Genomic DNA, 13,411 nt, shown 5'->3' with positions numbered 1-13,411 from the left:
AAAGTAAAAAATCTTTGCAATGTGGGTGGCTAAAGAAGTCGCCCCCACAAGTCATACTCCCCCGCCTCATCTACTTCAACGGTTACCAGATCACCGGCCTGCAACCCGTCCGTTCCCTCATCAATGAACAGGTTGCCATCGATCTCCGGCGCGTCGGCCTTGGTGCGGCAGGTGGCGATGCCGTCTTCGTCGATGTCGTCGACGATCACTTGCATCGTTTGGCCAACCTTGGCCGCCAGCTTGGCCTCGGAGATCGCCTGGGCCTTCTCCATAAACCGCTCCCAGCGCTCCTGCTTCACCTCTTCCGGCACATGGTCCGGCAGGTCGTTGGAGCGCGCGCCGTCGACGTTTTCGTATTTAAAACAACCCACCCGGTCCAGCTGCGCCTCGTCCATCCAGTCGAGCAGATGCTGGAACTCCGCCTCGGTCTCACCGGGGAAGCCGACGATGAAGGTGGAGCGCAGGGTGATATCGGGGCAGGTCGCGCGCCAGGCGGTGATCTCGTCCAGCGTCTTGGCGGCGGCGGCGGGCCGGGCCATGCGGCGCAGCACGTCCGGGTGGGCGTGCTGGAAGGGGATGTCCAGGTACGGCAGCAGCGCGTTGTCCGGGTCCGCCATCAGCGGGATCAGCTCACGCACATGCGGGTAGGGGTAGACATAGTGCAGCCGCACCCACAGGTCCTCTGCCGGGGCCAGCTTGCCCAGCTCTCGGGACAGGTCGAGGATATGGCTGCGCACGTCGGCGCCTTTCCAGGGGTGGGTGGAATACTTGCGGTCCAGCCCGTAGGCAGAGGTGTCCTGCGAAATCACCAAGAGTTCGCGCACCCCGGCCTCAACCAGTTTCTCCGCCTCGCGCAGCACCGCGTGCACCGGGCGCGACGCCAGTTTGCCGCGCATGTCCGGGATGATGCAGAACTTGCACTTGTGGTTGCAACCCTCTGAAATCTTTAGGTAGCTGAAGTGCCGCGGGGTGAGTTTCACACCGGCTGCGGGCAGCAGGTCCACGTAAGGGTTCGGGCTGGGCGGCACCGCGGAATGCACCGCGTCCAGCACCTGCTCGTACTGGTGCGGGCCGGTGACCGCGTGGATGCGCGGGTGGTGCTCGCGGATATAGTCCGGCTCGGCGCCGAGGCAGCCGGTCACGATCACCTTGCCGTTTTCCTTCAGCGCCTCGCCGATCGCCTCCAGGCTTTCCGCCTTGGCGCTGTCGAGGAAGCCGCAGGTGTTGACGATCACCGCGTCGGCGCCGGCGTAATCGGCCGAGATGCCGTACCCTTCGGCGCGCAGCCTTGTCAGGATCCGCTCGCTGTCCACCAGCGCCTTGGGGCAGCCGAGCGACACCATGCCGAGGGTCGGCTGGCCGTCACGGGGCACCTCACGGAACTGCGGTTCCGGGGCAAGGTCAGGGCGGAGGCTGGGCGGGTTACTGGACGGGGTGCTGGTCATGCGCGCGCATATATCAGGAATGCGGCAGGAGGCAAGGAAAACAGGGGGTGCCGGCCGTGCACCGCCTGTACACCCCCTGTGCACACCCCTGTGCACCAGAGGCTGCATTTTCCCCTTGCCCGGACTATAGGCCGGGCACCCCCCGACCTCCCCCACGGGAGGGGGCTTCGCCCCCGCCTGAGGCCGGGGGCTGCCCTCCGTTAGGTGTTGAAGGTGGAGCGCCAAAGCCCGTAGCCTGCGGGAAAGCCTGTTTGCATGACGAGAGCGATTGATGCGTGATGAGATTGAAACGTCGGATGCCCCGGCCGCCCCGCAGCCCAAGCTGACCCCCGCCAACGAGAACCCCTGGTATGTGCTGATGACGCTTTATGGGGAGCAGGAGGGGGATAGGATTGATTGGGAACTTCATAAGAAGAACCGAAGGGCATGGAATACCTGGGCGTGCCAAGGTTTCACACTCGAGGAGCTAGAATTAGCAAAAAGTGTCGTGTCTAGACATACAGGTGATCCGGATTCTTGGGTCGATCACTCTGAAGAGTTGTCTAGCAGATTTACGAAGGCTTTCCTTTCCAGAAACCCCGGAACCGTGCTGTTGCCAGAGATACCTTCACCAGTACGAGAAATCGACCTTTCAAGTATTGCGTTCTCAGCGACAGTCCATTGTGACGGAATGGTGTTTCCAAGAGAGGTGAGTTTTCGGGCGTCAAATTTCGGTCAGGAAGTGGGTTTTGACAATTGCTATTTTTTCGGGCGGGCGGAATTTAATGACGTTGTCGTGAAAGGTGAAATACGGTTTTGGCTCACCGTATTCTCAAATGGTTGTGGTTTTTCGGGTGCAAAGTTTGAAGGGTTTACTTTTTTTGGAGGAACATCTTTTGAAAGGGGTGCGCATTTTGCGTACGCTTCCTTTTTTGGTGGCGTGCATTTTTTTGCGTCAGTGTTTAAAGAAGGTGCCGATTTCTCATGCGCACGTTTCAAGGGGGATGTGAAGAAAGATCGTGTGGATTTTGGGAAAGCTGAAATTAGAAGGTATATTACCTTTTCGAGGGCTGAGTTCTTTGACATCTATCCCAATTTAGGCGATGCCAGCTTTCCTGATAGTGTGACTTTTACCGCAAGGCAAAAACCCACTCCTGCTGATATAGAAGATTTTGAGTATCTCCACAATACGACCTTTTGGCCGGAGAGAACCACGCAAAATCCTGAAATTGTTCGCCAAACCTGCGCCACTATCCGACACCTCCTCGCCAAACAAGGCCTCTCCGAAGACGAGCACTTCTTCTTCCGCCGGGAAATGCACTTTGCCGGGAAGATCGGCTCCATCTGGCAGCGGCTGCCCTATCTGCTGTTCGGCCTGTTCTCCGAATACGGCTATTCCATCCTGCGGCCAACGTTGTGGCTGCTGGGCGTCTGGGCCTTGGGATTTGCTGCCTTCTGGGGCTATTTCTCCGGTTGTTGCGTGCCAGCGCCGCATGACGTGATCGAACGCCCGATGGGGTCGGCGATGGCGCTCAGCTTTTCCAACCTGTTTCCGCTGTTCGGGTTCGGGCGGACGTTCCTGCTGGAGGAACTGAAGGCGCTGCCCGCCGTCCTGCAATTCTTCTCCGGCGTTCAGTCCGTCGCCAGCCTGCCGCTCCTGTTTTTCCTCGGCTTGGGCCTGCGCCAGCGGTTCCGGTTGCGCTGACCATCAGCCGCAAACGCGCGAAGCTTTGATGCCGTGCGGGGGCTTCGTGCATTGCACCCGCCCGCCCACACGGTAAGCTGCGCAAAACCCGTTGGGGAACATGGGGCAAGGCATAAGGGAGCGGGATGATGAAGCTGATAATCCGGGTTGTGACGGCGCTGGTGCTGACGGTGGTGCTGCTGGCCGGGCTGGTGCTGCTGCTGCCGGGCGAGAAGATCGCGCGGCTGGCCGCCGATCAGCTGGAAACCCAGACCGGGCGCAAGCTGGCGTTTGGCGGCAAGGTGCGCTTTACCTTCTGGCCCACGCTGGGCGTCAAGGCCGATGCGGTGACGCTCTCCAATGCGGATTGGGCCGGGCCGGAGCCGATGCTGCAGGCCGAACGGCTGACCATCGGGGTTTCCGCCGCCGAGCTGATCCAGGGCGATGTGCGGGTCACCGAGGTCTCTGCCATCCTGCCGCATCTCAATCTGGCGACCAATGCGGAGGGTGTTGGTAACTGGGTGATGGGCGGCAGCGGCGCGGCGGCGGGCGGCTCGGGCACTGCAAGCGGTGGTGCGCTGCCGCTCCGGATCGAGGCGGTGGAGCTGACCGGGGCCTCGCTGCGCTATGCGGCCCACGGCGAAGCGCCAGTGGAGATGAAGAACATCGACCTCAGCCTGTTGTGGCCGGACCCGGCAGGCACCGTGAACGCCAAGGCCACCCTGCGCCCGGCGGGGGAACCGGTGGAGGTGGACGCGGAGATCGGCACCTTTGCAGCCTTCCTGGCGGGGGAGGTTTCGTCGGTTGGCGCAACCATCACGGCACCGGGCGGCAAGGGGCGGTTTGACGGCCACGCCGGTATCAATGGCGAGGCCAGCGGGCGGCTGACCTTTGGGGCAGAGGATGCGCTGAAGACCGGCGTGGCGCTGGGGGTGTTCCTGCCGGATGCGCTGGCGCAGAAGGCGGTGTTTGGCGCCGATGTGACCTATACCGCCGACGGGCGGCTGTCGATGCGGGACCTGGCGCTGGAGCTGGGCGCCAACCGGCTGACCGGTGCCGCGGATGTGGAATTCAGGGACCGCCCCAATATAACCGCGCAGCTGCGGGGCGGGGCGCTGGATTTCACGGCCTTTGCGGGCAGCGCTGGCGGCGCGGGCAGCGGCACCTCCGGCAGCAGCGGCTGGCCGGAGGACGTGATTGACGCCTCGGCGCTGGGGCTGACGGATGCGGTGGTGGACCTGACGTTTGACAGCCTGCGCACCGGCGGGGTGAACCTTGGGGCCAGCAAACTGAACCTGACGGTGGAGCGCAGCCGCGCGGTGCTGAAATTTCTGCCGGCGGCGATGTTCGGCGGCCAGGTGCAGGGGCAGCTGGTGGCCAACAACCGAAACGGCCTGTCGGTGGCGGGCAAGATGACCTTCACCGGTATCCGGCTGGAACGCGCGCTGGGTGAAACCGCGGGCTATGACCGGCTGAATGGCGAGGCGCTTGGCGAACTGGAATTCCTCGGCTCCGGCAACTCGGTGGCGGCCATCATGCGCTCGCTGAGCGGCAAGGGCTGGCTGGAGGCGGGCAAGGGCTTCTTCACCGGGTTCGACCTGGAGCAGCTGATGCGCTCAGGCGGCAATGGCGGCAGCACCGTGTTCGACCAGCTGACCGCGAGCTACACGATCGAAGGCGGCAACCTGCGCAACGAAGACTTGCTGGTGCTGCTCAAGGGGTTCCGGGCCGAAGGTAAGGGCCGGATCGGGCTGGGGGCGCGCGACATCGACTATTTGTTTACGCCGCAGCTGGTGCGGGCGGGCCGGGATCAGGTGCTGACTATTCCGGTGCGTATCCGCGGCAGCTGGGACAATCCGGACATCCGCCCGGATTTCAGCCAGGCGCTGCAGCCGAAGATCGAAGAGATCGAGCAGGAAGCCAAAGACCGGGTGCGCCAGAAACTGGCCGAGGAGCTGGACCTGGAAACCGAAATCGCGCCCGAGCAGGACCTGAACGATGTGCTGAAACAGCGGATCGAACAGGAAGCCCGCGACCAGCTGCTGCGCCTGCTTGGCGGCGATTGACCCATTGGGCCTGCAGCCGGGTCAAGGAAGGGCGCGCGGCCTCCGGGCGCAGCCCGGCGCGCCCTTGACGCGGTTGCAGGCGTCTTAAACTGGGGAACGCGCATCTAAGGGCAGAGCTGCCCTTAGGTCGCTTCTCAGCCAAAAGAAAAGCGCCCGCCAAAGGCGGGCGCGGATCGCCTGCGAAGCAGGCGAAATCCCTCATGTGAACCGGGATCAGATGGTCTGGTCGTAGTCGCCCACCAGCGGCTCAGTGCGGATCACCGCGTCGATATCGGCAAAGATCGCCCGCATCTCGTTTTCGCTTTCGGAGCTTTCGCAGACCACCACCAGGTTCGGCGTGTTGGACGATGCCCGCACCAGCCCCCAGGAGCCGTTGTCCAGGATCACCCGGGCGCCGTTCACGGTGACAACTTCCTTGATCGCCCGGCCTGCGAATTGCTCGCCCGCCTCATGCTTGGCAACCAGCTTCTGTACCAGCCGCTCCAGCACGGCGTATTTCTCGGTGTCGGCGCAGTAGGGTGACATGGTCGGGGTGGACCAGGTCTTGGGCAGCGCCTTCCTGAGGTCCGACATCGACATATCCGGGTTGCGGTCCAGCATCTTGCAGACCTCAACCGCCACCCGCATGCCGCAGTCGTAGCCGCGGCCCACCGGTTCCGCCAGGAAGTAGTGGCCGGATTTTTCAAACCCTGCCAGGGCGCCGATTTCCTTCACCCGCCGCTTCATGTGGCTGTGGCCGGTCTTCCAGTAGTCCGCCGTCACACCGTTCTTCTGCAGTTCCGGGTCGGAGGCAAACAGGCCGGTGGATTTCACATCCGCCACAAAGGTGGAGTTCGGATAGATCTTGCTGAGGTCGCGGGCCATGATCACGCCAACCTTGTCGGCAAAGATCTCCTCGCCCTCGTCATCGACCACGCCGCAGCGGTCGCCGTCGCCGTCAAAGCCGAGCGCCAGATCGGCGCCGGAAGCCTTCACGGATGCCGACATGTCGTGCAGCATCTCCATGGCTTCAGGGTTGGGGTTGTAATGCGGGAAGGTGTAATCCAGCTCGTTGTGGCTCTCGACCACCTCGACGCCGATGCGCTTGAACAGCTCCGGCGCAAAGGCCGAGGCGGTGCCGTTGCCGGTGGCGCAGACCACCTTGAGCGGGCGGGACATTTTGAAGCCGCCGGCCAGGTCGTCCAGGTAAGCTTCCTTGACGCCCTCCACGAACTCATAAGAGCCGCCGGGGGCGGGCTGGCCTTCGCCGTTCAGCACGATGTCGCGCAGTTCGCCCATTTCGTCCGGGCCATGGGTCAGCGGGCGGTCAAAGCCCATCTTGACGCCGGTCCAGCCGTTGGGGTTGTGGCTGGCGGTGACCATGGCAACCGCGGGCACATCCAGGTGGAACTGGGCGAAATAGGCCATCGGCGACAGTGCCGGGCCGATGTCCTTGACCTGGATGCCGGCCTGCATCAGGCCCAGGATCAGCGCGTTTTTGATCGCCAGCGAATAGTCGCGGTAGTCGTTGCCGACCGCGATCACCGGGTCGATCCCGCGCTTGCGCATCTGGGTGCCGAGGCCCAGGCCCAGGGCGGTCATGCCGGGCAGGTTGATCTCTTCCGGGTATTTCCAGCGCGCATCATATTCGCGGAAGCCCGTCGGCTTGATCATCGCGTCGCGCAGAAAGCTCCAGGTGTTCGGGGTCACCTCGGACAGCGGTTTGGTCATGTTGAAAATCTCTTTTTAGGTCAAATACGGATCGGGTCGGCCTTGGCCAGCGCGTCAAAGCGCATCAGGCTGTCGATCAGCTGCGGCATCTGGTCGAGGTAGATCATGTTCGGCCCGTCGGACGGTGCATTGTCCGGGTCCTGATGGGTCTCGATGAAGACCGAGGCGATGCCCAGCGAGACCGCTGCGCGGGCCATCAGCGGGGCAAACTCGCGCTGGCCGCCGGTGGAGCCGCCCTTGCCGCCGGGCTGCTGCACCGAATGGGTGGCGTCCATCACCACCGGATAGCCGCCCTGTGCCATCTGCGGCAGCGAGCGCATGTCGGCCACGAGTGTGTTGTAGCCAAAGGAAGTGCCGCGCTCGGTCAGCAGGATGTTGGTGTTCCCGGTGCTTTCGACTTTGGCGACCACATTGGCCATGTCCCAGGGCGCCAGGAACTGGCCTTTCTTGATGTTCACCGCCTTGCCGGTGTTGCCCGCAGCCAGCAGCATGTCGGTCTGGCGGCACAGGAAGGCCGGGATCTGGAGGATGTCGACGGCCTCAGCCGCCACAGCGCATTGTTCCTCGGTGTGGACATCGGTCAGCACCGGCACGCCGAATTCGCGGCGGATGGTGTCCAGCACCTTCAGCCCCTCGTCAATGCCAAGGCCGCGCTTGCCCGACAGCGAGGTGCGGTTGGCCTTGTCGTAGGAGGCCTTGAACACGAACTGGGCGCCTGCCTTGTCGCAGGCTTCCTTGAGCTGCCCGGCAATCATCCGGGCGTGGTCTTCGGTTTCCAGCTGGCAGGGACCGGCGATGAAGGTCAGCGGACGGTCATTGCCAACGGTGAGGCCGGCGATATCGATGTTTTTCATGGGTACCCGATGGCTTTACGATGAGACCTGCTCCCGCAGGATGGACGCGGTGAGCGAACACATCAGGTAAATACCGGAAAAGATCAGGAATGCCAAAACGGTATTCTCGAACTTGCGCGGATAGGAGGGCTCGTCGCTGGCAACCGGCTCCACCGCGGTGGTCAGGTAGCGGACCTGGCGGTTGGCCTCCAGCCGGGTGGTTTCCACTTGCTGCAAGGCCGATTGCAGCATCAGGTCGCGGGTGGCGAGGTCGGCCTGCGCCATCTGGATCTGGATGCGCAGGTTGGCAAGCGAGTTTTCGCCGGCCGAGGCATCGACCATCCGGTTGTTGAGGCTGGAAATGACCGCCTCCAGCCGCCGGATGTCGGCCTCCGCGCCGCTGACCTTGGCCCGGTTCGGGCGGGCGTTGTCCTGAAGCGCGGCCAGCTCCAGCCGTTTTTCCTCCAGCTGGATCTCAAATGTGCTGATCTGGGTGCGCAGCGAGGCCACTACGCCCTCGGGATCGAGGACGGCGCCCTGCTGCTGCAGCACCACCAGCCGTTCCTGCGCCGCGCGGCGCTGGGCCTCGGCGTCAAGCAGGGCCTGCTCCGCTTCGGACATCTGGTCGGCGCGCTTCTGCTGCGAGAGGTTGTTTACCTTCTCCTGCGCATAGGAAATCAGCTTGCGCGAAAACTCCGCCGCCACTTCGGGGTCCGCGGCAGACACCTCCATCCGCACCACGCCCTCGGTCGGGTCGTAGCCAATCTTCACATTGCGGTTGTAGGTGGCATAAGCCTCCTCATTGGTCGGATTGCTCTCCAGCCGCTGGATCGGGTCCAGCCATTCCTGGGTGAAATGCGCCTTGAAGCCGACTTCGTCGTCGAGCCGCAGCATCGCCTCTTTCGACATCAGGTAGCTTTGCACCGCGATTGAATCCTGGCTGGTGGCAAACTGGGTGCCGCTGAGCAGCCCGCCGACGCCGCCGGCTGCGCTGTCGGCCTTCAGCACCAGGAATTCGGATTTGGAGGAGAACATCGGTGTGGCCACCGAATAGAAGTAATAGCCAGCGGCCAGGGTCGGCAGCATCACGAAGAACGCCAGCCGCGCCGCCAGCAGCGACAGTTTGCGGCGGCGGCGGCGGGCAATGTCGCGCTGGATGTCCTGGATTTCACGGGCGCGCCGCTCTGCCGGGCTCAGCTCTGTTGAGGGCAGGTTGGTTTTGCCGGCCGGAACCGTTTGCGGCAGCTGGACCGAGCCGGGGGCGGGCGGGGTGCCTGCAGGCTGCGCCTTGTTCTGGGGCACCACCAGCTCCAGCATGTTGGCGCGTTTGAATGGGTCGATGCCGCGCTCGCGCAGCATCCGCACCGCTTCGAAATCCGAGGTGGCGGGCAGGTTGTGCTTCTGCGCCATCCGCCGTGCCAGGCGCAGCTGGCGGCCGGTGAGACCCTCCTGGCGGATCGCGTCGATATCGGTTTCCATCCTGGTTTCGCGGGGCGAGCTGACCATGCCGGACATCGGCGCGCCGCCATCCCCGTCGCCAGCCGTTGCAGCCCCCGAAGGCGCGGCCGCCGGGGCTGCCGGCTGCGCAGCGGCGGCAGCGCGCGGCTGCTCCGGCGCTTGCGGCTGGGCCTCGGCGCCGGCAACAGAGGCGCTGCGGCGGATGCGGAACTTCTTAGCTCTCGGTTTCGTAGTCATAGAGCTGTTTCGCTTCTTCCAGAGTGTCAAACATGTGCAGCTGCCCCTGCAAGAGGACGGCAGCTGAACGGGCAAATTTTTCCAGCGTCTTGGCCTGGTGCGAGACGATGATGATTGTGGTGGTCTGCAGCCGTTCCTGCAGGATCTCGCCGGCCTTGCGATTGAATTCCACATCGGTGGTGGAGGGCATGCCCTCGTCGATCAGGTAGATGTCGAAGTCCAGCGCCAGCATCAGCGAGAAACTGAACCGCGCCCGCATACCTGAGGAATAGGTGCCCACCGGCTGGTCGAAATATTCCTTGAGCCCGCAGAGCCAGCGGCAGTAGGCCTCCACATAATCCGGATCGAGGCCGTAAAGCTTGGCAATGTAGCGGCAGTTCTCCATCGCCGACAGGCGGCTGATGACGCCGCCCATGAACCCGAGCGGGAAGGACACCTTGCAGTTGCGGCGGATCTCGCCCTCGTCGGGTTTTTCGAGGCCTGCCATCATGTTGATCAGGGTGGTTTTGCCGGTGCCGTTCGGGGCCAGCACACCCAGCGATTTGCCGGGCTCGATGCGGAACGACACGCGGTCAAGGATCACCTTGCGCTGGGTTCCTGTCCAAAAGGACTTGCTGACGTTTTCAAACTCAAGCATCGCTTGTTCCGGTACTGCCCTTGCGGCCCAGTGGCGGGCTCTGTTGTGCCTCATTGCCCAGGCGCTTACAGCGCGCCCATGGCCCTTTCTTATCAAAAGAGTGTTAATGGCCTACGGGGTGAATTTGGCCTTATTATGTCGAATTGTGACATAAATCATCAACCAAGTCTTAACCAATTTGCCGCCTGTCCTGACCGCAGGTGCCGGAAATTGCAGGCAGAACAGACTTACGGGGCGCAAGATGGCTGTTTCCAAAGTTGAAACAATGAAGGCCAGCCAGCGGCTGAAGGCGCAGATTCGCAACTGCCGGATCTGCGCGGACCGCTTTGCAGCGACCGCCACCGCGCATGCGCCTCGCCCTGTGGTGTGGTTCCGCCCTGCAGCGCGCATCCTGATTGCAGGCCAGGCGCCGGGGCTGCGGGTGCACGAAAGCGGCCGGCCCTTTACCGATCCTTCCGGCGACCGGCTGCGGGCCTGGCTGGGGCTGAGCGAGGCGGAGTTTTACGACAAGGACCGCGTCGCGGTGGTGCCGATGGGGTTCTGCTTTCCCGGTTACAACGACAAGAAAGCTGACCTGCCGCCGCCTGCGGTCTGCGGCAAAACCTGGCATCATCAGGTGATGGGCCACTTGCCGGAGGTGCAGCTGAAGGTGCTGGTGGGCGCCCATGCGCAGCGTTATCACCTGGGGCTGAAGGGGCCGGTGACGGATGTTGTCCGCGGCTGGCGGGATCATGCGCCGCAGGTCTTCCCCTTGCCGCATCCGTCCTGGCGTAATACCGGATGGCTGAAGAAAAACCCCTGGTTCGAGGCGGAGCTGCTGCCGGTTTTGCAGGCCCGGGTGAAGGAGCTGATGCGATGACAGATGAAACCCCGCTGGATCTGGCCCACGCCGCGATGGAGGCTGCGCCCGAGGATGATGCCGCCCGGCTGCGGTTCTATGAACGGCTGGCGGATGCGGAGCTGTTCCTGATGCTGGAGGAAGAAGCCGTGGGGGAGCAGATCTCACCAGCGCTGTTCGAGACGCCGGACGGCGCCTTCGTTCTGGTGTTCGACCGGGAGGAGCGGCTGGCGCAATTTGCCGGCCAGGCGGTGCCTTACGCAGCGCTGTCAGGCCGGGTGATTTGCCAGATGCTGGCCGGGCAGGGGATTGGCCAGGGAATTGGACTGGGGCTGAACCTGGAGGTGGCGCCCTCCGCCTTCCTGATCCCGGCAGAGGCGATCAACTGGCTGCACCAGACCCTGGGCCATGCACCGCAGGAGGTCGAGGCCGGCGTCACCGAATTCACCGCTCCCAAGGGCCTGCCGGAGGCGCTGCTAACGGCGCTGGACGCCAAGCTTGCCACCGCAGGCGGGCTGGCGGCGGCGGCCTATCTGGCCGGTGTGCGCTATGCTGGCGGCGGGCAAGGGCATCTGTTGGGCTTCGTCGGTGCCAAGGAGGCCGCGCAGGCCTCGCTTGCCAAGGCCGCCAGCGAAGCGCTGACCTTCTCCGGCATTGAGGCCGGTGCGATGGATGTGGGCTTCTTCGCGGCCGAGGACCCGGTGGCGGCCAGCCTGGCCCGCGTCGGCCTGCGTTTTGACCTGCCGCAGCCTAAGGCGCCGCAGGAATTGAAACCGGTGAAACCCGGCAGCGACCCGGAAAAGCCGCCGCGGCTCAAATAGGCATTTCTCGCCCACCGCCGTTTTCGCCTTATCTGCTGCTGCAAGGGCAGGGCTGCGGCCCGTGCCCGGCAACCCAGCAGGGAGGGGAAACGATGTCTATCAAACAAACCGCACATGATTTCTGCGAGGCCTGTGACGCGGGCAAAGGATGGGAAGTTTGCCAGGAATGGTGCACGCCGGACGCCACCTTCTCGGTCCAAGCGGACGCGCTGGCGGAGATCAAGACGCTTGCGGATTATACCGAATGGGCCAAGGGTCTGCTGACACCGATGCCGGACGCCCATGCGGAGTTCAAATCCCTCACGGTGGATGAGGACGCCGGCCGTGCGGTCCTGTTTGCAGTCTTCCATGGCACCCATACGGTGGACGCCGGCAACGGCGCGCCGACGGGCAAGACGGTCGCTTCGGACTATGTCTACGTGCTGGACTTTGACGGCGGCAAAATCCGCCACATGACCAAGGTCTGGAACGATGTGCATGCCCTGACGCAGGTGGGCTGGATGTAGCCGGAAAAAAAGCGCCCGCGGCGAGGCGGGCGCTTGGCAATCCTTGAACCTGAGCCTTGAAGGCGGGGGTTATTCTGCCGGTTCCAGCTTATCCTGGGTGCGGGTCTCGAAATCGCTGGCGTTGTGGCGTTCATGCAGCTGCGTTTCCGGATCTCCGGAGGTGCGGTTCACCATGCGGCCGCGCTGCACCGCCGGGCGAGCGTCGATGGCCTTGGCCCAGCGGACCACGTTGGTGTAGCTCGCCGCATCCAGAAACTCTGCCGCATCGCCATAGTTGCGACCCAGTACCAGCTGGCCGTACCAGGGCCAGATGGCGATATCGGCGATGGTGTATTCGTCACCCGCAATGAAGTCCCGCTCTGCCAGCTGCCGGTCCAGCACATCCAGCTGACGTTTGGTTTCCATGGTGAAACGGTCGATCGGATACTGGAACTTTTCCGGCGCATAGGCATAGAAATGGCCAAAGCCGCCGCCCAGGTAGGGCGCGCTGCCCATCTGCCAGAACAGCCAGTTCAGGGTCTCGGTACGTGCCGCGCCCGCCTTGGGCAGGAACGCCCCGAACTTCTCCGCCAGATGCAGCAGGATCGAGCCGCTTTCGAACACCCGCACTGGCTCCGCGCCGCTGCGGTCCAGCAGGGCCGGGATCTTGGAGTTCGGGTTCACCTCGACAAAGCCGGAGCCGAACTGGTCGCCGTCGCCGATTTTGATCAGCCAGGCGTCATACTCGGCATCTGTGTGGCCCGCGGCCAGCAGCTCCTCGAACATCACGGTGACCTTCACCCCGTTCGGGGTCGCCAGCGAATAGAGCTGGAAGGGGTGCTTGCCGGCGGGCAGCGTCTTGTCGTGGGTCGCGCCTGCAATCGGGCGGTTGATCGAGGCAAATTCGCCGCCGTTCGCCTGTTCCCATTTCCAGACTTTCGGCGGGGTGTAGGGGGTGTCGCTCATCTGTCGGCCTTGCTCTCAATTGTTTCCTGTTGCGTCTCAATCGCACGCGCTGCGGCGACCGGCTCAGCCAGAGATAAGGGGTGTTCCGGAAATTCCAATGACTGGAAGGTCTGCACGCGGAAATTTTACAATGTGCTCACGTCCTCTCGTTCCCGGACACAGAGCCGTGAGCCCCCCTTCGCATTTGCTGCCGGGGCGGTAATGTCAGTGCCAAGGCCGGTGCGTTGGACCGGTGCCCGAATTGAAGCGATC

General features: G+C 63.4%; 11 protein-coding genes. 5 read left to right on the top strand and 6 right to left on the bottom strand.

Annotation, left to right across the window (positions count from 1 at the left end):
* Positions 1-29: 29 nt before the first annotated feature.
* The gene (rimO, locus tag GC1_RS08830; RefSeq protein WP_019296071.1) at positions 30-1,445 is read right to left on the bottom strand and encodes a 30S ribosomal protein S12 methylthiotransferase RimO; all 1,416 of its coding nucleotides are present in this window, start codon (positions 1,443-1,445) and stop codon (positions 30-32) included.
* A gap of 271 nt (positions 1,446-1,716) precedes the next feature.
* On the opposite strand from rimO, the gene GC1_RS22835 reads away from it, so the two are divergent.
* A complete protein-coding gene (locus tag GC1_RS22835; protein WP_237754579.1) occupies positions 1,717-3,129 on the top strand; it encodes a pentapeptide repeat-containing protein in 1,413 nt (470 codons plus the stop codon).
* A gap of 128 nt (positions 3,130-3,257) precedes the next feature.
* The gene (locus GC1_RS08815) at positions 3,258-5,174 is read left to right on the top strand and encodes an AsmA family protein (RefSeq protein ID WP_029204803.1); all 1,917 of its coding nucleotides are present in this window, start codon (positions 3,258-3,260) and stop codon (positions 5,172-5,174) included.
* A gap of 213 nt (positions 5,175-5,387) precedes the next feature.
* Here GC1_RS08815 and GC1_RS08810 read toward each other — a convergent pair whose 3' ends face one another.
* Genes GC1_RS08810 through GC1_RS08795 form a run of 4 tightly spaced genes read right to left on the bottom strand, consistent with a single transcriptional unit; the run spans position 5,388 to position 10,049 of the window.
* Positions 5,388-6,884 (bottom strand): phosphomannomutase/phosphoglucomutase, encoded by a 1,497-nt coding sequence (locus GC1_RS08810; RefSeq protein WP_019296074.1) that lies wholly within the window; start codon positions 6,882-6,884, stop codon positions 5,388-5,390.
* A 20-nt stretch (positions 6,885-6,904) separates the two neighbouring features.
* Positions 6,905-7,738: a 3-deoxy-8-phosphooctulonate synthase gene (kdsA, locus tag GC1_RS08805; RefSeq protein ID WP_019296075.1), complete on the bottom strand. Its 834-nt coding sequence runs from the start codon at positions 7,736-7,738 to the stop codon at positions 6,905-6,907.
* 15 nt (positions 7,739-7,753) lie between these two features.
* Positions 7,754-9,412 carry a capsule polysaccharide transporter gene (locus GC1_RS08800; RefSeq protein WP_019296076.1) on the bottom strand — a complete coding sequence of 553 codons (1,659 nt, stop codon included), beginning with the start codon at positions 9,410-9,412 and terminating at the stop codon, positions 7,754-7,756.
* On the bottom strand, positions 9,390-10,049 hold the full coding sequence (locus GC1_RS08795; protein ID WP_019296077.1) for an ABC transporter ATP-binding protein: 660 nt from the start codon (positions 10,047-10,049) through the stop codon (positions 9,390-9,392). The genes GC1_RS08800 and GC1_RS08795 overlap by 23 nt, the downstream gene beginning before the upstream one ends.
* 241 nt (positions 10,050-10,290) lie before the next feature.
* Between GC1_RS08795 and GC1_RS08790 the strand changes: the two genes are divergently transcribed.
* The 3 genes from GC1_RS08790 to GC1_RS08780 all read left to right on the top strand — a co-directional run bounded on the left by GC1_RS08790 (position 10,291) and on the right by GC1_RS08780 (position 12,214).
* Positions 10,291-10,908, top strand: a complete 618-nt coding sequence (locus tag GC1_RS08790; RefSeq protein ID WP_019296078.1) for a uracil-DNA glycosylase family protein — start codon at positions 10,291-10,293, stop codon at positions 10,906-10,908.
* Complete coding sequence (locus GC1_RS08785; RefSeq protein WP_019296079.1) at positions 10,905-11,708, top strand: SseB family protein; 804 nt, start codon at positions 10,905-10,907, stop codon at positions 11,706-11,708. Before GC1_RS08790 ends, GC1_RS08785 begins: the two co-directional genes overlap by 4 nt.
* 92 nt (positions 11,709-11,800) lie before the next feature.
* Positions 11,801-12,214 carry an ester cyclase gene (locus tag GC1_RS08780; RefSeq protein WP_019296080.1) on the top strand — a complete coding sequence of 138 codons (414 nt, stop codon included), beginning with the start codon at positions 11,801-11,803 and terminating at the stop codon, positions 12,212-12,214.
* Between the two features lie 69 nt (positions 12,215-12,283).
* Here the strand turns inward: GC1_RS08780 and yghU are convergent, their stop codons facing one another.
* Positions 12,284-13,159, bottom strand: a complete 876-nt coding sequence (gene yghU, locus GC1_RS08775) for a glutathione-dependent disulfide-bond oxidoreductase (protein ID WP_019296081.1) — start codon at positions 13,157-13,159, stop codon at positions 12,284-12,286.
* Positions 13,160-13,411 lie beyond the last annotated feature (252 nt).

The organism is Leisingera sp. ANG1, assembly GCF_000203975.2.
Taxonomy (GTDB): Bacteria; Pseudomonadota; Alphaproteobacteria; order Rhodobacterales; family Rhodobacteraceae; genus Leisingera.
The sequence above is the reverse complement of the archived record's forward strand: the minus strand, read 5'-3'. Positions and strand labels throughout refer to the sequence as shown.

Bases quoted from the DNA above. Each gene is read 5' to 3' on its own strand.
- yghU (WP_019296081.1), bottom strand. From the start codon at position 13,159: ATGAGCGACACCCCCTACACCCCGCCGAAAGTCTGGAAATGGGAACAG.
- GC1_RS22835 (WP_237754579.1), top strand. From the start codon at position 1,717: ATGCGTGATGAGATTGAAACGTCGGATGCCCCGGCCGCCCCGCAGCCC.
- GC1_RS08795 (WP_019296077.1), bottom strand. From the start codon at position 10,049: ATGCTTGAGTTTGAAAACGTCAGCAAGTCCTTTTGGACAGGAACCCAG.
- kdsA (WP_019296075.1), bottom strand. From the start codon at position 7,738: ATGAAAAACATCGATATCGCCGGCCTCACCGTTGGCAATGACCGTCCG.
- GC1_RS08810 (WP_019296074.1), bottom strand. From the start codon at position 6,884: ATGACCAAACCGCTGTCCGAGGTGACCCCGAACACCTGGAGCTTTCTG.
- rimO (WP_019296071.1), bottom strand. From the start codon at position 1,445: ATGACCAGCACCCCGTCCAGTAACCCGCCCAGCCTCCGCCCTGACCTT.
- GC1_RS08785 (WP_019296079.1), top strand. From the start codon at position 10,905: ATGACAGATGAAACCCCGCTGGATCTGGCCCACGCCGCGATGGAGGCT.
- GC1_RS08815 (WP_029204803.1), top strand. From the start codon at position 3,258: ATGAAGCTGATAATCCGGGTTGTGACGGCGCTGGTGCTGACGGTGGTG.
- GC1_RS08790 (WP_019296078.1), top strand. From the start codon at position 10,291: ATGGCTGTTTCCAAAGTTGAAACAATGAAGGCCAGCCAGCGGCTGAAG.
- GC1_RS08800 (WP_019296076.1), bottom strand. From the start codon at position 9,412: ATGACTACGAAACCGAGAGCTAAGAAGTTCCGCATCCGCCGCAGCGCC.
- GC1_RS08780 (WP_019296080.1), top strand. From the start codon at position 11,801: ATGTCTATCAAACAAACCGCACATGATTTCTGCGAGGCCTGTGACGCG.